The sequence below is a fragment of the Xylanibacter caecicola genome, from assembly GCF_013166515.1.
Lineage (GTDB): Bacteria > Bacteroidota > Bacteroidia > Bacteroidales > Bacteroidaceae > Prevotella > Prevotella caecicola.
Genome location: NZ_JABKKJ010000022.1, coordinates 1 through 22,453, shown reverse-complemented (window position 1 = coordinate 22,453; position 22,453 = coordinate 1). Strand labels below are relative to the sequence as shown.

The 22,453-nt window shown below is 44.6% G+C and carries 11 protein-coding genes; 10 read left to right on the top strand and 1 reads right to left on the bottom strand.

The window, feature by feature from the left end; genetic code table 11:
• Positions 1-917: 917 nt before the first annotated feature.
• The 10 genes from HPS54_RS10485 (at position 918) to HPS54_RS10440 (ending at position 18,704) form a co-directional block, all read left to right on the top strand.
• Positions 918-2,105, top strand: coding sequence for an ATP-binding protein (locus tag HPS54_RS10485; protein WP_172345404.1), 1,188 nt, complete (start codon positions 918-920; stop codon positions 2,103-2,105).
• Positions 2,106-2,145: 40 nt separating this feature from the next.
• A complete protein-coding gene (gene nifJ / locus HPS54_RS10480) occupies positions 2,146-5,703 on the top strand; it encodes a pyruvate:ferredoxin (flavodoxin) oxidoreductase (RefSeq protein WP_172345403.1) in 3,558 nt (1,185 codons plus the stop codon).
• A gap of 244 nt (positions 5,704-5,947) precedes the next feature.
• A complete protein-coding gene (locus HPS54_RS10475) occupies positions 5,948-9,199 on the top strand; it encodes a helicase-related protein (RefSeq protein ID WP_172345402.1) in 3,252 nt (1,083 codons plus the stop codon).
• 2 nt (positions 9,200-9,201) lie between these two features.
• Positions 9,202-10,008, top strand: a complete 807-nt coding sequence (locus tag HPS54_RS10470) for an abortive infection family protein (protein WP_172345401.1) — start codon at positions 9,202-9,204, stop codon at positions 10,006-10,008.
• A gap of 24 nt (positions 10,009-10,032) precedes the next feature.
• Entirely contained in the window at positions 10,033-10,728 is a 696-nt protein-coding gene (locus tag HPS54_RS10465) for a DUF4391 domain-containing protein (RefSeq protein ID WP_253951991.1), read from the top strand.
• A 14-nt stretch (positions 10,729-10,742) separates the two neighbouring features.
• Positions 10,743-11,687: a hypothetical protein gene (locus HPS54_RS10460; RefSeq protein WP_172345399.1), complete on the top strand. Its 945-nt coding sequence runs from the start codon at positions 10,743-10,745 to the stop codon at positions 11,685-11,687.
• A gap of 30 nt (positions 11,688-11,717) precedes the next feature.
• Positions 11,718-13,622, top strand: a complete 1,905-nt coding sequence (locus HPS54_RS10455; RefSeq protein WP_172345398.1) for a site-specific DNA-methyltransferase — start codon at positions 11,718-11,720, stop codon at positions 13,620-13,622.
• A gap of 10 nt (positions 13,623-13,632) precedes the next feature.
• Complete coding sequence (locus HPS54_RS10450; RefSeq protein WP_172345397.1) at positions 13,633-14,643, top strand: virulence RhuM family protein; 1,011 nt, start codon at positions 13,633-13,635, stop codon at positions 14,641-14,643.
• Positions 14,630-15,652, top strand: coding sequence for a PDDEXK nuclease domain-containing protein (locus HPS54_RS10445; protein WP_172345396.1), 1,023 nt, complete (start codon positions 14,630-14,632; stop codon positions 15,650-15,652). The genes HPS54_RS10450 and HPS54_RS10445 overlap by 14 nt, the downstream gene beginning before the upstream one ends.
• Positions 15,642-18,704, top strand: a complete 3,063-nt coding sequence (locus HPS54_RS10440) for a restriction endonuclease (protein WP_172345427.1) — start codon at positions 15,642-15,644, stop codon at positions 18,702-18,704. Before HPS54_RS10445 ends, HPS54_RS10440 begins: the two co-directional genes overlap by 11 nt.
• Positions 18,705-18,806: 102 nt before the next feature.
• On the opposite strand, the gene ppdK is transcribed toward HPS54_RS10440, so the two are convergent.
• Entirely contained in the window at positions 18,807-21,524 is a 2,718-nt protein-coding gene (gene ppdK / locus HPS54_RS10435; protein WP_172345395.1) for a pyruvate, phosphate dikinase, read from the bottom strand.
• Positions 21,525-22,453 lie beyond the last annotated feature (929 nt).

Sequence of the window (22,453 nt, the reverse complement as noted above, 5' to 3'; positions counted from 1 at the left end):
CATTCATATCATATTGGATTATACATTCCGACAACGACCAGAACATGATAAAACAATGATTATTAGAACAAAGATAATGCAAGCCGAGAGCAATAAAACTTGTTTTAGATTGCTGAGGCGAAGCTTATCTTATGCAAAGGTAATAACAAAAAAAGTGAAACTAATAAAAAGGATTGAATATTTTTACGTTGCAGAAGGGACACCTTAAAACAAACATAATGGGTCTTTACAAAACTAACAAACCTCTAAAAAAAGATATCCACGACACTACAAATCACATTGTCACATATTACATCTTTTCCCTTTCTTTCTGATTTCCCATATCCTCTATATACGGAGAAGATTTGAAAATAAAATCTCGAAAAACCGTAAAGACGGGCAAAATCAGTATGCATAGATAATACACTATGTATCAATTCGTTATGTGACAAATCTCATATCTGTGCAACAAAACAGTGCTTTTCCGCCATGAAAAATGCCGGTTTTCAATGCAATATATGCCGTTTTAGGGGCTGAAGGTAGCTACTTTACGGTGCAATATGCCGCACTTTAGGATGCAAAACACGCCCTTTTGCACTGCAAAATGGCGCATATCGCAAACTTTTCCGCGCGGTTTTGGCAAGCGAAGCATCGTTTTAAGAAGCGTTAACATCTCTTTCAGAAAAAACCACGAACGTTTTCCTCATGACACATTGCAACCGTTCATACAACATGGCGTTACAATATGTTACATCATGAAAGCGCAGACACCTTTTGTTTCCCACTCCTTTCACTCCTTTACATCTTTTATCCCCCTGCTTCCTTTACTCCCGGAAGTATATGGAAATAACAACAATAAAAATGTTTTTTTGCAATGTATGGTTTGCAAATAAAGAATAAAATAGTATCTTTGCAATTGAAAAACTAATTAAATCGTAATGGACGCTTTCTTTCGCACGCACAAATATTTAGTCGAGCACACGAACGCTCCGGTTCATCGCATGCTTATGGATGAAATAAACTGGAACGACCGTATGATCGGCATCAAAGGGACGCGCGGAATTGGCAAGACAACATTCCTTCTTCAATATGCAAAGAAATACTTTCCGGCAAACGACGGGCAGTGTCTGTATATAAACATGAACAACTTCTATTTTCAAGGAAGGGGCATAGCCAACTTTGCAGGGGAGTTCTACAAGAGAGGGGGCAAAGTGCTGCTTATAGACCAGGTTTTCAAAGAACCAGAATGGAGCAAGGAGCTGAGAATGTGTTACGATTTGTACCCCTATCTTAAGATAGTATTCACGGGAAGCAGCGTAATGCGTCTGAAAGAGGAAAATCCGGAACTGAACGGAATAGTAAAGAGCTACAATCTGCGCGGCTTCTCTTTCCGCGAATTTATCAACCTTCAGACAGGAAAGAACTTTCCGGCATATTCTCTTGATGAAATATTGGGCAACCACGAACAGATTGTACGTACCATATTGCCCCACGTATCTCCTCTAAAATATTTCGAAGACTACCTGCATCATGGTTTTTACCCGTTCTTTCTTGAGCATCGCAACTTTTCGGAGAACCTGCTCAAGACAATGAATATGATGACAGAAGTGGACATTCTGCTGATAAAACAGATAGAACTGAAATATCTTACGAAAATAAAGAAACTGTTCTACCAGCTGGCGGTAAACGGATTGAAAGCCCCCAATATCAGCCAGTTGGCAATCGATATAGAAACAAGCCGTGCAACAGTGATGAACTATATCAAATATCTTGCCGATGCAAGACTGATAAACATCATATACCCCGAGGGACAGTCTTTTCCAAAAAAGCCGTCGAAGGTAATGATGCACAACACCAATCTCATGTATGCCATTTACCCCATACAGATTAAAAGACAGGATGTAATGGAGACTTTCTTCGTCAACTCCATGTGGAAAGACCACAAGGTAAATCAGGGGAGCAAGGACAACTTCTATGTAGTGGACGGCACAAAGAGATTTAAGATATGCGATGCAAACAATTCCGGCAAGACAAGAATAAGCCAGGACGTCATATATGCACGGTATAATACAGAAGTGGGAAAAGGAAACCAGATACCTTTATGGTTATTGGGATTTCTTTTTTAAACATAAAAACACAGTACACTAACATTAATATTTTATTAAAATGGCAAAAGAAAAAAAGTTTATTACTTGTGATGGCAACCAGGCCGCAGCACATATCTCGTATATGTTCTCGGAGGTTGCAGCCATCTACCCCATCACTCCGTCGTCTACAATGGCAGAGTATGTGGACGAATGGGCTGCTCAAGGTCGTAAGAACATCTTCGGCGAGACCGTTCTCGTACAGGAAATGCAGTCTGAAGGCGGTGCAGCAGGTGCCGTTCACGGTTCTCTGCAGGCAGGTGCCCTGACGTCAACCTACACAGCATCACAGGGTTTGTTGCTGATGATACCTAACATGTACAAGATTGCCGGCGAGTTCCTGCCCTGCGTGTTCCATGTATCGGCACGTACACTGGCTTCTCACTCACTGTGTATCTTCGGCGATCATCAGGACGTTATGTCAACCCGTCAGACAGGTTTTGCAATGTTGGCAGAGGGTTCCGTACAGGAAGTTATGGACTTGGCTGGTGTTGCACACCTCGCAACAATCAAGAGCCGCGTACCGTTCGTAAACTTCTTCGACGGTTTCCGCACATCTCATGAGATCCAGAAGATAGAGATGCTCGAGAACGACGACCTCGCTCCGCTGGTAGACCAGCAGGCACTGGCAGAGTTCCGCAGCCGCGCCCTCACACCCGAGCACCCTGTTGCACGCGGTATGGCAGAAAATCCGGATACATTCTTCACACACCGTGAGTCTTGCAATTCTTATTACGATGCAGTTCCTGCTATCGTAGAGGAATATATGGAGAAGATTTCGGAGATTACAGGTCGCAAGTACGGACTGTTCAACTATTACGGAGCAGAAGATGCAGACCGCGTTATCATCCTGATGGGTTCTGCTTCTGAGGCAGCACGCGAGGCTATTGACTACCTGACAGCCCAGGGCGAGAAGGTAGGTCTCGTTTCAGTACACCTCTACCGTCCGTTCTCTGTAAAGCACCTGCTCGCTGCAGTGCCCAAGACAACAAAGCGCATCGCCGTTCTCGACCGTACAAAAGAACCGGGAGCAAACGGAGAACCTCTGTATCTTGATGTCAAGGAAGCATTCTACGGCGTAGAAAACGCTCCTGTTATCGTTGGCGGACGCTACGGTCTCGGCTCAAACGACACGACACCTTCACAGATTATCTCAGTATACGAAAACCTTGCACTCAACGAACCGAAGAATCACTTCACTCTCGGTATCGTAGACGACGTGACATTCACATCACTTCCCAAGAAAGAAGAGATTGCTCTCGGCGGCGAAGGTATGTTCGAGGCTAAGTTCTACGGACTCGGTGCAGACGGTACTGTAGGTGCAAACAAGAACTCTGTGAAGATTATTGGCGACAACACAAACAAGCACTGCCAGGCATACTTCTCTTACGACTCGAAGAAGTCCGGAGGTTTCACATGCTCTCACCTGCGTTTCGGCGACACGCCTATCCGCTCTACATATCTGGTAAACACACCTAACTTCGTGGCTTGCCACGTACAGGCTTACCTCAACATGTACGACGTGACACGCGGTCTGCGCAAGAACGGTACATTCCTTCTCAACACAATATGGGAGGGCGACACACTTGTTGCAAACCTGCCGAACAAGGTAAAGAAGTATTTCGCAGACAATAATATTAAGGTATACTACATCAACGCCACCAAGATAGCACAGGAGATTGGTCTGGGCAACCGCACCAACACTATCCTCCAGAGTGCGTTCTTCCGCATTACAGGTGTTATTCCTGTAGACCTGGCTGTAGAACAGATGAAGAAGTTCATCGTCAAGTCTTACGGCAAGAAGGGTCAGGACGTTGTTGACAAGAACTATGCTGCTGTTGACCGCGGCGGCGAGTACAAGGAACTTGTTGTTGACGCTGCATGGTCTAACCTGCCTGCTGACGCAGTTAAGGAGAACAACGACCCTGCATTCATCAACGAGGTTGTACGTCCTATCAACGCACAGAACGGCGACTTGCTGCCCGTATCTGCATTCAAGGGCATCGAAGACGGCACATGGCCGCAGGGCACAGCCGCTTACGAGAAGCGCGGTGTGGCAGCATTCGTTCCTACATGGACACCCGAGAACTGTATCCAGTGTAACAAGTGTGCATACGTTTGTCCTCACGCTTGTATCCGTCCGTTCGTTATGGACGAGACAGAGGCTGCAGGTATCAACGCTACAACACTCGACATCAAGGCTCCGGCTGCACTCAAGGGCATGAAGTTCCGCATGCAGGTTGGCGTTATGGACTGTCTGGGTTGCGGCAACTGTGTTGACGTTTGTCCGGGTAATCCTAAGGCAGGTGGCAAGGCTCTTCAGATGGTTCCGCTGGAAGGCGAACTCGATGAGGCTGCCAACTGGGAATATTGCGTTAAGAATGTCAAGAGCAAGCAGGATCTGGTTGACATCAAGCAGAGCCCGAAGAACTCTCAGTTCGCAACTCCGCTCTTCGAATTCTCCGGCGCATGCTCCGGTTGTGGTGAGACTCCTTACGTTAAGCTGATTTCACAGCTCTTCGGCGACCGTGAGATTGTTGCAAACGCTACAGGTTGTTCTTCAATCTATTCAGGTTCAATACCTTCAACTCCTTATACAACAAACGAGAAGGGACAGGGTCCCGCATGGGCAAACTCACTGTTCGAGGACTTCTGCGAGTTCGGTCTCGGTATGACACTGGCAAACAAGAAGATGCGTGCACGCATTGCAGAACTGTTGAAAGACGCTACCGCACATCCTGAGTGCCCGGCTGAATACAAGGCTGCCGCTGAAGAGTGGCTGGCTGGCAAGGACGATGCAGATGCTTCAAAGGCTGCTGCTGCAAAACTTCGTCCGTTCATCGCTGCCGGTGCTGAGAAGGGTTGCGAGACATGTATGAAGCTCAAGGAGCTCGACCACTATCTCGTTAAGCGTTCACAGTGGATTATCGGTGGTGACGGTGCTTCTTATGACATCGGTTACGGCGGTCTCGACCACGTTATCGCTTCCGGCGAAGATGTAAACATCCTCGTACTCGATACAGAGGTTTACTCAAATACAGGTGGTCAGTCTTCTAAGGCTACTCCGCTCGGCGCTATCGCCAAGTTCGCAGCTTCAGGTAAGCGCGTTCGCAAGAAGGATCTCGGTATGATTGCAACAACCTACGGATATGTATACGTTGCACAGATTGCAATGGGTGCTGATCAGGCTCAGTGCCTTAAGGCAATCCGCGAGGCTGAGGCTTATCCCGGACCGTCAATCATCATCGCATACGCACCTTGTATCAACCACGGCTTGAAGAAGGGCATGGGCAAGGCACAGGCAGAAGAGGCAGCAGCCGTAGCTTGCGGTTACTGGCACCTGTGGCGCTTCAACCCGGCTCTCGAGGAGGAAGGCAAGAATCCGTTCACGCTCGACTCTAAGGCTCCGGCATGGGAGAACTTCCAGGATTATCTTAAGGGCGAGGTTCGCTTCCTCTCAGTTATGAAGCAGTTCCCCAACGAGGCTGCCGACCTGTTCAAGGCTTGCGAAGACATGGCTAAGAAGCGTTATCAGAGCTATGTACGCATGAGCAAGATGGATTGGAGCGAAGAAGCATAAGCTTTTAAATAACCAATAACAACAAGAGACTGTGTCGTGTATTTACGACGCAGTCTCTTTCTTTATGGAAATATTTGGCGTTATCCGCAGATACATTTCTCTTTTCCTTAAAATATTATTGAATGTTCCAGGCTTTTTGATTATTTTTGCCTTAATAATAAAACGTGCTTAGCATGAAAGACCTGTTATGCTCGTTGAAATAAACTTAATGTTTCATTTATAAGCAAACTATACAAGTAGATCTATGGAACAGCCCAAACTTATCGATAACATCCATGAATGCGTGGTAGATGACCTGAAAGTACGGTTATCCAAAGGGAGTCGCATATCTGTGGCTGCCGCCTCGTTTTCCATTTATGCGTTTGAAGCCTTGAAAAAAGAACTGGAAAATGTGGAAGGACTTCGTTTCATATTCACATCACCGACCTTTATCAAGGAGAAAACAAAGAAAGAGAAACGCGAATACTATATCCCGAAGCTCAATCGGGAACGCAATCTGTATGGAACGGACTTTGAAGTGCGGCTGCGCAATCAGCTGTCGCAAAAAGCCATTGCCAAAGAGTGTGCCGAATGGATTCGTAAGAAAGTCAAGTTCCGCTCCAATTCATCGCAAGAGCAAATGGGCGGCTTTCTTCATGTCCAAAAGGAAACGGAATATGTCTATCTGCCTTTCAATGAGTTTACAACAACCCAACTGGGATGCGAGCGAGGTAATGAAGTATACAACATGGTCAACGTGCTTCCTACCCCCACAGCCAAAGCCTATCTTGCCATCTTCAACGAACAATGGAACAACGATGAGAAGTTTTCGGATGTAACCGGTCGCATCCTTGAATACATCGAAACGGTTTATCAAGAGAATGCACCGGAATATATCTACTTCATTGCTCTTTATCATATCTTCAATGAGTTTCTGGAAGATATTTCGGAGGATGTTCTACCAAACGAACGTACCGGATTCAAGAACAGTATCATTTGGAACAAACTCTACAATTTCCAGCGCGATGCCGCTCTTGCCATCATCAACAAACTGGAGAAATACAACGGTTGTATCTTAGCGGACAGTGTAGGTTTGGGAAAGACATTCACCGCTCTCGCGGTCATTAAATATTACGAGAACCGCAATAAGTCCGTGCTTGTATTGTGCCCCAAGAAATTGAATGAAAACTGGCAGACTTTCCGAGCCAATTACAAGAATAACCCGATTGCTGCTGACCGCTTGCGCTACGACATTTTGTTCCATTCGGATTTGTCACGCGACCGAGGCATCAGCAACGGACTTGACTTGGAACACATCAATTGGGGTAATTATGATTTAATTGTCATTGACGAAAGCCACAACTTCCGCAATGGCGGCAATGTGGATGATAATGAAATCATAGACGAGGATTCCGACAAGAAAGAAAATCGCTATCAGCGTTTGATGAACCGTGTCATCCGACAAGGGGTTAAGACAAAGGTACTGATGCTAAGTGCCACCCCCGTAAACAACCGCTTCAACGACCTGAAAAATCAGTTGCAACTTGCTTACGAAGGCAAGGCGGAGAATATCAATGCCGAACTGGATATAGACCGCCACATTGACGATATATTCCGTAATGCCCAGACGGTGTATAACAGATGGGCAAAGCTGGAAGTGCAGGAACGGACTACGGAACGATTGTTGCACGACCTCAGTTTCGATTTCTTCCAACTATTGGACGCCGTTACCATTGCCCGTAGCCGCAGCCATATTGTGAAGTATTATGATACCAAAGACATCGGTGAGTTTCCCACACGATTGGCTCCGCTCTCACGTCGTCCCAAACTGACAGACCTCGACCATGCCATCAACTTCCGGGACATTGCCGAACAACTGAATGAGTTGAATTTAGCTATCTATACCCCCTCACTCTATCTTTTCGATAGTGTGAGGAACAACTACGTCATCGACTTTGACGGCGATGGCCTTTCCATCGACGGACGGGAAAAAGGATTGAGAAAACTAATGGCAACCAATCTGCTGAAACGATTGGAAAGTAGTGTCAATTCTTTCCGTCTGACATTGACTCGCATAAGTGAGTATATCCGGGAAACAATTGCCGCTATCGACCAATTTGAAGAAAAGCGTGGTAATGGCACCTTTGATGTAGCCTCTTTCACCGAGGACTTGGACTCGGCCGACAGCGAAACTGATGTATTCGCCACGCGCAAATCGAAAATCAATCTGCGCGACATGGACTATGTGTCCTGGCGCACCGACTTGAAGTCAGACCTTGAAAAGCTGGAACTTCTTCTCCTTTTATTGAAAGATATTACACCGGAACACGACAGTAAGTTACAGCGACTTATCGAAGATTTGAAACAGAAATTCGCACATCCCATCAACGGACAAAACAAGAAAGTGCTAATCTTTACCGCTTTTGCCGACACAGCGGATTATCTTTATACGGAATTGGCGGGTCGGATTAAAGAGGAATGCGGACTGCATACGGCACTTATCACCGGTACGACAGAAGGGCGTTGTACTCTCCACAAGTTTCCGCTCTCTTTCAACAATGTGCTGACTTGGTTCTCGCCATTGTCCAAAGACCGTGCCGCCCTTCATCCTCATGCCACTGAAGAGATTGACGTGTTGATAGCCACTGACTGCATTTCTGAAGGACAAAACTTGCAGGATTGCGACTATCTGATTAACTACGATATTCATTGGAACCCGGTGCGCATTATCCAACGCTTCGGGCGCATCGACCGTATCGGCTCTCGCAACAAGCAGATACAACTGGTCAACTACTGGCCGGATATGGAGCTGGACGAATACATCCAACTGAAAGGACGTGTGGAGAGCCGCATGAAGGCTACCGTACTCACAGCTACGGGCGATGATAACCTGCTTAGTGTAAACGAAAAGGGAGATTTGGAATACCGACGCAACCAGTTGCGACGGCTGCAAGAAGCGGTAGTGGATATTGAAGACATGGATACGGGTATCAACATCATGGACTTGGGACTCAATGAATTTCGATTGGACTTGCTATCTTACATGAAAGAGCATCCCGATATAGAACACGCCCCTATGGGCATGAGTGCTGTGGTCGAGAGTTGCCCAATGGTTCGTCCGGGTGTAATCTTTATTCTGAAGAACCGAAGCAATGCGGTGAACATCGACCGCAAGAACCTGTTGCATCCGTTTTACATGGTCTACCTCTCCGACAACGGCGAAGTTGTTTTCGACCATCTCCACCCCAAGCAGTTGCTTGATGTGATGCGCTATGCCTGTAAAAACAAAGCAGAGCATAATCCTGCACTCTGTGCCGCACTCAACAAAGAGACAGAGGACGGACGCAAGATGGAACGATACAGCAGTTTGCTTCAATCGGCAATTGAAAGCATTGTGGAGGTCAAGACAGAGAGCGACATTGAGAGTCTTTTCTCTTTGGGCGAAACTTCAGCTTTGCAGGGCGAAATAAAGGGGTTGGACGATTTTGAGTTAGTTTGTTTTCTAATAATTAAATAAAAATGAAAATATCAAATACCGAAATAGGAACATTCTTAAACTTCCTCAACAGAGATGGATATGTGTTGGAGTTCACAACAACAGATTTTGATACTTTTACATATGAAAGTATAGGAGTTCCTCTTTGTGCAACATATCATTTATCAAAAGGAAAATCACTGATTGCTTATGTAAAGCAAGCATCTGAACAAGATATAATCAAACTATTTAATGATTTGATTACACATTATGAATCATCATCTCAAAAAGAAAGCGATAAGCAATACAATAAACAATATGCTGTCGCTTACACTAAATGTCGTTCAATTCTAGACAGAATAAATGCAACTACTATAGTAGATGTTGAAGCTGTAAAACTCAAAGAAGTTTTCAATAGTGATTACATATCCACGCAAATAGATTTGATGGTAAAAATGCAGGATAAAAATCCAACAGATGCCATTGGAAAAGCAAAAGAATTAATCGAAAGTTGCTGTAAAACAATACTTGAAAAGGAAGAATGTATCACAGATAAGGATTGGGATATGCCAAGATTAGTTGATGAGACATTTAAACTATTTAGTATTATGCCCAAACAAATATCAGATGAAATAAAAGGTGCTAAATCCATAAAACAAGTTTTAGGGAACTTAAAAGCTATTGCCCAAGGTATATCCGAACTTAGAAATTTATACGGAAGTGGACATGGTAAAGCAAGTACTTTTACTGGACTTGAGCCAAGACATGCAAGCCTTGCCGTTGGAAGCAGTATAACTTTAGTTAGATTCTTATGGGATTCGTATGAACGCCATAGAAATAAAACTATATAAAATTGCACAAATATCATGCATAATATGCTTAGATTACCAGAAGCAACCCTCGTCAACAAGCCTGTTTCCAAAACGACTTTTTACCGGCACTTGGATGTCAATGCAAGGTTGAAAGCCCGCTTTGTGGAGGATATAGACCGTATCCTATGGTTAGCAAAGTTGGCACCTTCAACACTCCATGTAGAGGATGGAAAGACGGTGCATGAGATTACTGTCTTTCATGTCACGTTGAAATGCGAGGATGTGCCCGATGATGTGTTCCTCACCATCGACAAGCAGATGCCACGTCACATACTCTTTGTATTGCAGTTTGAAGAACGTTACCGCCTGTTGCTGAACTACAAAGAGTGGATAGACGAAAGCAAAGGTACGTTTCGCATCATTCGGTCGTTCCGAACAACTTGGACGGATTGCGAAGCACTGCAACTGACGATTGAGGGGGCAAACTTAGATCAGGTATATGAATCGTTTGCCGGACAGATTTCGGGCTTTGGCACAACCAATGCTGCCGACACCAAGCGCATCATAGAGTTGCAACAACAGTTAGCACAAAAGCAACAAACAGTAGAAGTTCTGCAAAAGAAGGTAAGAGCTGAGAAACAGTTCAACCGACAGATGCAGCTCAATGCAGAGGCGCGAAACTTGAAACGGGAGTTGGAAATGCTACAAAGAGAAATTGATAAAATCAAGCATACAATCAATAATAATCAAACATTTTAGTTTTAGAAATAGATATGCGAATATTTACAGAACAAGAAAATAAATGGATTGCAGAGTTAGTTGAAGCCAAGCAAAAAGGAAGGATTGCAATGCGAGATTTGCAAGTGGCCAAACTCTTGCGTGAAAAATTTGAGTTCTTTGCACTAAAATGGACTTATGGCAGTAAACCGCAAGTTTCATTGTACCATAGATGCGGTAAGTCTATGGAAGAAATAGCCAAAACAGAAAGATTATATTTGGATATTTGCGACTATATATATTTCATAAAGGAGCTGGAAACATTAGGATTTATTGCTATTCAACATTTTTCTTTAGAAGAAGAAAATCGTGAATTTAGTATTTTATATGACAGAACAAAATACACATATAAGGAAGATACGGATGAATTTGAGCCTAAGGAATATGAAGACTTAAGGGATATGATAAATTGTCAGTCTAATAAAAAAATCCCATTGGAGAAAATAGATGATAATATGTGGATACCCTTTCAAATAAATAGAATTCAAAATATAAATCTTGATTTTGCAAATGACCTACATAAATATGGAGAAGGCATAATTTACCCGTTGCCATTAGCTAAAGATTATGTCGAAAATGATTTCAAAACATTAGAAGAAAGAAAACATAAGGAAGAAATGGATATTGCATTAAAATCTGCAAGATTGAGCCAAAAATCTTTTATAATTGCATTTATTTCTCTTATTTTTTCTGTTGGCTTTGGTGCATATCAAAGATATTCATCTCAAAAAATAGATTCAGAGCAATTCAATATTATAAAAAATGCAATTTATAACAATCAGATAAAAGATCCATTGGAAATTAAAGATCCTTTGAATGTAAAAATCAAAGATGCCATTTGTACAAAAACAACAGGTATTAATCGTGGCAATATCCCAATAAAACAAAACGAGGGAACTGTAAAGTTAACACCTAACTCGTCAATCAAAAAGCAGGATTAACAAACTAATTGAAAATAAAACTATAACAATATGGAATTTAGTAAATTGGAATTACAATCAGCCGATGGTGCGCAGCTCAATATAGAGGCTCTTTACCAAATAGTCCCTTCGGTATTTACCGAAGCACGTGACCCGAAGACAGGCGAAGTAAGCCGAAAGGTAAACTTCGAGGCATTGCGTCGGCTCTTAGGAGATAATACGATAGAGAGTGATAGTGACGGAGAATGCTATCAGTTTACTTGGGTAGGCAAGAATGCTGCCAAAGCCGAAGCCGCACGCTCTACCGACAAGACATTGCGCCCTGTGCCGGAAGACTCCGTAGATTGGGAGAATACTAAGAATCTATACATTGAAGGTGATAATTTGGAAGTGTTGAAACTGCTCCAGCGTTCGTATATGGGTAAGGTGAAGATGATATACATTGACCCACCTTACAATACGGGTAATGATTTTGTGTACGATGATGACTTTGCTCGCACTGCTGCCGAAGAGGATTTGGAGGCTGGCAATGTGGATGAATTGGGACTTCGTTATCGTAAGAATACAGATTCAAATGGTAAGTTTCATTCGGATTGGTGTTCGATGATTTATCCTCGGCTTCTTGTGGCGAGGTTGTTACTTACAGAAGATGGAGTTATCTTTATTTCAATTGATGATAATGAGGTAAGGAATTTGCGGAATATTTGTGATGAAGTGTTTGGGGCGGGTAATTTTGTAGCAACCTTGGTTTGGGAAAGAGCTTTCTCTCCTAAAAATGATGCTAAATTTATATCCAATAGCCATGATTATATTGTGATGTACGCTAAAAATATAAATAACTTTACTATTGGAAGATTACCCAGAACAGAAGAAGCCAACGCTCGGTATTCTAATCCAGACAATGATCCAAGAGGTCCTTGGATGTCAAGTGACATTTCTGTTAAAACATATAATTCCGCTTGTGATTATCCGATCACGACCCCTTCGGGGCGTGTCGTAGAGCCTCCAGCAGGACGCTGCTGGAGTCTCTCACCGAAAGCTTTCGGTGAGAGACTCCGAGAAAATCGCATTTGGTTTGGACCCAATGGAGATAACACTCCCAGAATTAAACGATTTCTATCAGAATTGAAATTTGAAGGTATGGCACCCACTTCCATACTCTTTTACAAAGAAGTGGGACATAGTCAAGAAGGTGCTCAGGAGGTCGTTTCATTGTTCGGAGATAAAGGTGTATTTGATGGTCCTAAGCCTGTTAGACTTATGCAGCGTTTAATCACTTTAGCCAATTTGCAAGAGAATTCTATTGTACTTGATTTCTTTTCAGGTTCAGCATCTACAGCTCACGCTTTAATGAAAACGAATGCAGAAAAAAGCACTTGTTGCAAATTCATAATGGTACAACTACCAGAAGAAGTGAGTGAAAGCAAAAAGAATCAAGATTATGCAACCATTCCCGAAATCGGCAAAGAACGCATTCGTCGTGCCGGAAAGAAAATCAAAGAAGAATCCCCTTTGACAACCCAAGACCTTGATACCGGTTTCCGTGTATTCCGTCTGGACGAAAGCAACTACGAGGAAGTTTCAAAGTCACCCAAAGAGTACAACCAAGACCAGCTTGCCCTCTTTGCCGACAATATCAAGGCAGATCGCACCGACTTAGATTTGCTTTTCGGAGCAATGCTTGCTTGGGGTGTAGCACTCGACCTGCCAATGATCTCCGAAACGGTAGATGGATGCACCATTTACACCGTGAACGACGGTGACTTGGTAGCCTGCTTCTCCAAAGACATAACCGACAGTGTAGTAACAGCTATGGCAGGAAAGACACCGCTACGTGTACTCTTCCGTGACTCCTGCTTCACGCAAGACGCTCAAAAGATAAACATCTACGAGCAATTCAAGCAGTTGATGGATTGGACGGACGATGAAGCATTCAAGAACATCAAGGTGATTTAATTTTGCAGTTATGGAAGAAAACAAGATACTTATATACACCGATAGCAAAGGGCTTACCAAGATAGACGTAAAACTGGAAGAGGACACGTTATGGCTCACACAAGCACAGATGTGCGAGTTGTATCAAACGTCCAGAACAAATGTCGTCGAGCATATAAAGCATATCTATGAGGAAGGAGAGTTGCTTCAAGAAGCAACCTGTCGGAAATTCCGACAGGTTCGGGAAGAGGGAGAGAGGATAGTGGAAAGAGAAATGACTTTCTACAATCTGGATATGATTATCGCCCTTGGATACCGTGTGCGCTCCATCATTGCCACCCGTTTCCGCCAATGGGCAACCCAACGGTTAAAGGAGTATATGATTAAAGGATTCACTTTGGACGATGACCGTTTGAAACAACTGGGAGGTGGCGGCTATTGGAAGGAACTGTTGGAACGCATCCGGGATATACGTGCCACAGAAAAGGTGATATATCGTCAAGTGTTGGAAATCTATGCCACAAGCATCGACTACGATCCACGAGCTTCTGTGTCGCAAGAGTTCTTCAAGAAAGTACAGAACAAGATACACTATGCCATACACGGGCATACGGCGGCGGAATTGATTGTGGAACGTGCGGATGCGGAAAAGGACTTTATGGGACTTCTTACTTTCAAAGGCAATCAGCCTACATTGGTGGAAGCCCGTACCGCTAAGAATTATTTGGACGCAAAGGAACTTCGTGCCATGGGACAGTTGGTTTCCGGATATTTGGACTTTGCAGAACGACAAGCCGAACGGGAGCAACCGATGACCATGAACGACTGGGCGAACTACTTGGACCGGATTCTTACGATGTCGGGCGAACAACTCCTGCAAGGTTCCGGCAGTGTGTCGCACGCGGACGCTATGGAACACGCCACCAATGAATATCGGAAATACAAGCAACGCACTATTAGCGATGTAGAACGGGATTATCTGGATTCCATAAAACGCATAGGACATATGGGTAAGGAAGGAGGACAATATGAGAAAGAATGAATCATTAACCCCACAAGGCTATAACGAAGAGCAACTGTTTGCGCAAATCAAACAGATGTTGGATAAGGCACGGCGGCAAATAGCCCAAACGGTGAATGCTGCTACCGTAGAAGCTTATTGGCAAGTCGGTAAATACATAGTAGAATATGAGCAGGCAGGAAATGTAAAAGCAGAATATGGGAAGGGGATTATCGACTGCCTCTCCAAACGTTTGACGGCAGAATATGGTGGCGGTTTTTCTACTACTAACATTCGCTATATGAGACAGTTCTACTTGTATTATCCAATTCGCCACACAGTGTGTGATAAATTGAGTTGGTCGCACTACAGGCATTTAATAAGAGTGGAAAATGAAACAGCCCGAAACTATTATTTGTCTGAATGTGTAGCAGAAAACTGGAGTGTACGACAACTTCAACGCCAAATCAACACTATGTTTTATGAACGTATGCTTGCCAGCCGTGATAAGGACAAGGTGAAAGCAGAGATACAAACCTCCGCCCCGAAAACATGGACGCCACGAGAAATTATCCGTGACCCCTTCATCCTGGAGTTCTTAGGCATCAAACAAGGAGAACATTTCTTGGAAGGCGATTTGGAACAGATGCTTATCAGCAAATTGCAGCACTTTCTCTTGGAGTTGGGACGCGGATATAGTTTCGTGGCACGTCAAAAACGTATCACACTCGACGGGCAGCATTTCTACATCGACCTTGTGTTTTACAATATCCCGGCTCGTTGCTATATGTTGATTGACTTAAAAATAGATGCACTTACACACCAAGACATCGGACAAATGCAGATGTACGTCAATTACTATACCCGAGAACTGATGAACCCAGGAGATAATCCTCCTGTAGGCATTGTACTTTGTGCCGAGAAGAACGACACTGTGGTGAAATACACGTTGCCACAAGACGAGAAGCAGATTTTTGCCGCTAAATATATGACCTATTTACCAACCAAAGAAGAATTGAAGCAGTTACTTTATGGCAACAATGAAGATTAAATACAAGCACCAACGCTTTCAGGCGGAAGCAGCCAAGTGCGTGACGGATGTGTTTCAAGGACAGCTTAAAAGCGATGGGTTGAGCAACTTCCTTGTGGATCAAGGCAAGAACAGAGGATTCTATGAAGTGGAAGGCTTTGGCAATGCTCCACTGGTATTGAGCCGGGAAAGCATCGGCGAAAATGTACGCTCCATACAGATGGCACAAGGCTTGAAACCCATAGAACATTTGGAGGGCGAAGATCTGACTTTTACCATCGAAATGGAAACAGGTACCGGTAAGACATATACCTACATCAAAACCATGTACGAACTGAATCGACGCTACGGTTGGTCGAAGTTCATAATCGTAGTACCAAGCATCGCTATCCGGGAGGGTGTTTACAAGAGTTTCGAGAGTATGGCAGAACACTTTGCCGGTGAGTATGGCAAACGGATGCAATACTTCATCTACAATTCCAAACAACTTTCCAAGATTGACGGCTTTGCGCAGGATTGTGGCATTCACGTCATGATTATCAATACGCAAGCGTTCAACGCTTCGATGAACGAGGAAAAGAACAAGGAAGGACGTGGCGGAGATGCCGCGGCACGTATCATATTTTCCCGACGTGACGAATTCGGTTCGCGCCGCCCGATAGACATCTTGGCAAAGACCAATCCCATCATGATTATTGACGAGCCGCAAAGTGTATTGGGCACGGACAAAGGAAATGCTACCCGAAAAGGCATCCGGCTGTTCAATCCCCTTTTCAAGTTATTATATAGTGCCACACACCGCAAGAATGATGTATATAATATGGTGTTCCGCTTGGATGCCATTGATGCCTACAACAAGAAACTGGTGAAGAAAGTGGAAGTAAAAGGTGTGCATCAGATTGGCTCTACAGCCACGAACGGTTATGTCTATTTGGATGAGATTGTCATTACCAAAGGGAATCCGCAAGCCCGGATTGGCTTCGATATGAAAACGAACAGTGGTACCCGGCAAGTGATACGCCTGGTGGACGAACGTTTCAACCTGAAAGAACAGAGCGGCGGCTTGCAAGAGTATGATGACAACTATATTGTGGAGCGTATTGACGGTCTGACCGGTACTGTTCATTTCCTGAATGGCTTGACACTGCACGAGGGAGATATGTCAGGAGCCATCAACGAAGATGTAGTTCGCCGCCAACAAATCCGTGAGACTATCAAGACGCACTTGGAACGCGAACGCCAATTGTTCCCGAAACATATCAAGGTACTTTCTTTGTTCTTTATCGACCACGTGGACAACTACCGTCTTTACGACAAAGAGGGTGTGCGGAAAGGAAAATTCGCAGAAATGTTTGAGGAAGAATACCACAAAGCCGTACAAGAGTTGATGCCCACCTTTACCGATGGAGCCTACACACGTTTTCTTTCCGACCCCAAGAATGCGTGCGACCAAGTTCACGACGGCTATTTCTCAATAGACAAGAAAGGGGTCAGCGTAGAGTCTAAAGCAAAAGAAGGAGAAAACGAGGAACGTGGTTTCAACTTAATCATGAAGGATAAAGAGCGTCTGTTGAGCCAAGATTGTCCGGTACGTTTCATCTTCTCTCACTCGGCACTCAAGGAGGGGTGGGACAATCCGAATGTGTTCCAAATCTGTACGCTGAAAGATACTGCCAACGAAATCAAGAAGCGACAGGAGGTGGGACGCGGTATGCGCCTTTGTGTCAACGACAATGGAGAACGACAGGATGCCGATGTATTAGGCGATGCGGTATTTGATACCAACATTCTGACCGTTATTGCCAGTGAAAGCTACGATGACTTTGCAAAGAAATTGCAGAAAGAGATAGCCGAAGCCTGCGACAATCGCCCGGTAGTGGTAACTGCCACTCTGTTTACCGATGCAATGGCACAGACAGAAACTGGTGCTTTCGTAAAAATCTCCACCCAACAGGCGGTTGATATTCACGAGGAACTGATAGCGCAAGGATATGTAAAGAAAGGCAGACTCACCCAAAAGTATTTTGATGAGAAAAAAGCCGGTATACTCAACTTCGGGGAACAGAACTGTATGAAATCGTTTATCGTCAAGCAACTCGACAAAGTATTCAACCCTGATGACTACAAGCCTGCCAATGGTAGAGAGAAGAAAAAAGCGACATTCATTGCAAGCAAATTCTATAAAAAGGAGTGGCAAGAGTTGTGGAAACGCATCAATACACGCACTTACTACAACGTAAACTTTGATACTTCCAAACTTATCAAGAACGCCATTGAGGAAGTGGACAAGCACCTGAATGTAACAGAAATCCGCATCGTGGTAGAAAGCGGTTCGATGGAGGACATCCGCAATCGTGAGGAACTGGAAGCCGGTGCAGCCATGTCAGCCGCCAAAGTAAAGACCATTCGCGTGACCGAAGCCGTAGGTGGCAATGTGACCTACGACCTTATCGGTGAGCTGGTGCAGATAACAGGTTTGACCCGTCGGACTATTGTCAGTATCTTGCAAGGGATTGCTCCGGCAACCTTCCACCAATTCAAGCTCAATCCCGAGGAGTTTATTATCAAGACAGGAAGAATTATCAACGACTGTAAGGCTATTTCTTTGATACAGCACATTAAGTACGAAAAGCGCGACCACACTTTTGATAGCAACATCTTTGAAGAAGCAACTTTGCGTGGCACTTTAGGAAAAGATGCCATCGAAAGCCAAAAGTCGCTTTACGACCTTGTGGTAGTAGATAGTCAAGGGGTTGAGAAGTCTTTTGCCGAATCTCTGGAGAAGGAAAATGACGTAGTGGTTTATTCTAAACTGCCGAATGGCTTCTATATCAATACTCCTATGGGTAAATATAATCCGGACTGGGCGGTAGCTTTCCGCGAAGGAAGTGCAAAGCACATCTATTTTGTAGCAGAAACAAAAGGCAACGACATCGAAGTATCGCAATTAAGAAAAGCAGAAGACGCCAAGATAGAGTGTGCCCGCCGTCATTTTGCTACTATCAGTACTGGAGAAGTGATGTATAGTGTGGTGAAAACGTATCAGGATTTGTATAATGCAGTGATGAAGTAACCATTAATAGAAACAAACGTTCCGACCTACAACAAAAGATAGGCTGCAACATCCCCAAGAGGACATTGCAGCCTATTTTTATATCACATCAATACTGTTCTCTTATTCCACAGCAGCCTGCGCCGCAGCAAGGCGTGCGATAGGCACGCGGAACGGTGAGCATGAAGCGTAGTCCATGCCAACCTTTGCACAGAACTTAACGGAAGAAGGCTCGCCGCCATGCTCGCCGCAAATACCGGTACGCATTCCCGGACGAACGGCACGTCCCTTCTCAACAGCCATTTCGATGAGCTGTCCTACACCGTTTTGGTCAAGCACCTGGAACGGATCCACCTTCAATATCTTCTTGTCAAGATAAGCCGGCAGGAAGCTTGCGATGTCATCACGCGAATATCCGAATGTCATCTGGGTAAGATCGTTTGTTCCGAACGAGAAGTATTCGGCCTCAGAAGCTATACGGTCTGCTGTCAGTGCGGCACGCGGTATCTCTATCATCGTACCAACCTCAAACTCAACCTCTATACCCTCTTCTGCAAACACCTCGGCAGCTGTCTTCATGATAATCTCCTTCTGCTGCTTCAGCTCATAAAGGATACCGATAAGAGGAACCATTATTTCAGGTTTCGGATCTTTACCCTCTTTCTTCAGTTCACATGCAGCACCGAGGATTGCACGTGTCTGCATTGCCGTGATCTCGGGGAATGTGATACCAAGACGGCAACCGCGGTGACCCAGCATCGGGTTGTTCTCCGCAAGACTTGCAACACGCTTCTGTATTTCCTCAACACTTACACCCATTTCGTCTGCCATGGTCTGCTGTCCCTTCAAGTCGTGGGGAACAAACTCATGCAATGGCGGGTCGAGCAAGCGGATATTAACCGGACATCCGTCCATTGCGTCCAAAATGCCCTTGAAGTCAGCCTTCTGATAAGGCAACAGTTTTGCCAGTGCCTTCTCGCGTCCTTCCACATTATCGGCAAGAATCATCTCGCGCATGGCGACAATCTTCTGGTCTTCAAAGAACATGTGCTCTGTACGTGTCAGACCAATACCCTTTGCACCGAACGAGCGAGCAACCTGTGCATCGTGCGGAGTGTCCGCATTTGTACGCACCTGCAGTTTCGTATATTTGTCGCAAAGATCCATAAGAGCCTTGAAGTCTCCCGACAGTTCGGCTGCCTTTGTAGGAATCTCGCCTGCATAAACCTGTCCGGTAGAACCGTTCAGCGACAGATAGTCACCTTCCTTGTATACAACGCCCTCAACCTCTACGGTCTTGTTCTTATAGTTCACATTGATAGCACCTGCACCTGACACACAGCACTTACCCATACCGCGGGCAACAACGGCTGCATGCGATGTCATACCGCCACGAGCGGTGAGGATACCCTCTGCAGCAGACATACCGGCAAGGTCTTCGGGAGAAGTCTCAATACGCACCATTATCACACGATGACCGTCTTCACGCCATTTCTGTGCATCGTCTGCATGGAACACAATCTGTCCGCATGCCGCACCCGGAGAAGCGGGCAAGCCCTGTGTGATTACCTTTGCCTTCTTCAAAGCATCCTTGTCGAATACGGGATGAAGCAGTTCGTCCAACTTCTGCGGTTCGCAGCGCAACAGTGCTGTCTTCTCGTCAATCTCGCCTTCACGAAGAAGATCCATAGCTATCTTCACCATTGCCGTACCGGTACGTTTGCCGTTACGTGTCTGGAGGAACCACAGTTTGCCTTCCTGTACGGTGAACTCCATGTCCTGCATATCGTGATAATGCTTCTCCAGCTTGTTCTGAAGAGCATCGAGAGTTGCATATATCTCGGGCATAGCCTCTTCCATTGACGGATATTTGGAAGCACGCTCCTCTTCCGTGACACCCTGCAACTTTGCCCAGCGGCGCGAACCTTCTTTTGTTATCTGCTGCGGAGTGCGTATACCGGCAACAACGTCCTCGCCCTGTGCATTTACAAGATACTCTCCGTTAAAGAGATTTTCTCCCGTTGCCGCATCACGGCTGAAGCATACGCCCGTAGCCGAAGTGTCGCCCATGTTTCCAAAGACCATTGCCTGTACATTGACAGCCGTACCCCACTCTGCAGGTATGCCTTCCATCTTGCGGTAGAGTATCGCACGGTCGTTCATCCACGAGTCGAACACAGCACATATTGCACCCCAAAGCTGTTCCATGGGGTCTGTCGGGAAGTCCTTGCCCGTCTGCTCCTTAATGGCAGCCTTAAACTCTGCCACCAACTGCTTGAGTTCGTCTACAGTCAGCTCGTTGTCAAGCTTTATGCCACGCTGTGCCTTCACCTTCTCGATTATCGCCTCAAACGGGTCGATATCTTCCTTGTTGACAGGTTTCATGCCAAGAACCACATCACCGTACATCTGCACGAAACGGCGGTAGCTGTCATATACAAAACGGTCGTTGCCTGTTTTCTTTACCATGCCGGCAGCAACCTCGTCGTTAAGTCCGAGGTTAAGGATAGTATCCATCATACCGGGCATAGAAGCACGGGCACCCGAGCGCACGCTCACCAACAGTGGATTGTCCACATCGCCGAACTTACTGTTCATCAGGTTTTCAATATGATGAACCGAGGCATGTACATCGTCCTTAAGCAGGGCTACAACCTCGTCCTTGCCTTTTTCAAAATATTCGTTACAAACATCCGTAGTGATTGTAAATCCGGGAGGAACAGGGACACCAATGTGGTTCATCTCTGCAAGATTGGCTCCTTTTCCGCCAAGCAGATTTCTCATGTCTGCTCTTCCCTCGGCATTACCGTTGCCGAAAGTGTAAACTCTTTTTTCGCTCATAATTAATTTATGATTTTCACGTATATTTAGTTAGAAAAATGTTTCTTGCAAATATAATACAAAAAAGTTCCAAATGCAAATTTTTTCAAAAAAAATGAAAGACATCCTCCCAAATCATATAACAAATCACACCGTCACCTTCACGTTAAACATAGTATTGAAGTCATCTCAACTTTTATGACGAATAAAAATCTTTAACTTTTATATCTTCTAAATCCAATCTTCACCTTTCTTTTTGGTCTGTTTTTACCCTTTCATCGGTCGAGTAGCCCGCTACACTCCCTCTTCAAGTGCAAAAACAACCTCAAAAAATAAAAGCAAATATTGAATCTCATAAAAGTTTAGATGACTTCATAAAGTTTAGATGACTTCATTAAGTATATGTCCAGAATTAAACGTATATAATATTATAATAATTAACTTCGGACATCTACTTAGATGAATTATATCAGATATAGAAGACCGGACTGCATAATATTATCTTATCGCCTGCTACAACAACATACTAACTTGCATCTTCGCAAGGTGAAGCTTTGTTCTCCCCCCTAATACGTAGTACCCCTAAAGGGGTACGTAGTATGTATGAGGGGCGGAGGAAACAAAGAGGCTTCACCGGCGACATGTACCGTCGCACTAACAAGCAGGGACTGTACGTCTGCAAAATTAATAAGAAATATAAGCCATCATATAACAAAATCACTTACTGTGTGACAGATGTTGACAGCAGTTTTATAAAATACGCGAGAATTAAAAAAATAGGTGTCCTTTAAAGGAAGGGTATTTTTTTAATTTATAGAAATGTTCATTGCTGTCCCATTAAAATCCAAAATAGTTCTTTGAAATGTTTGAAATTTAGTTAGTTACAGAGATTTTTCGAGCGCGACGATTTCACGACGATTTCATTTGATACCTTTGCCGCCTATAACAAA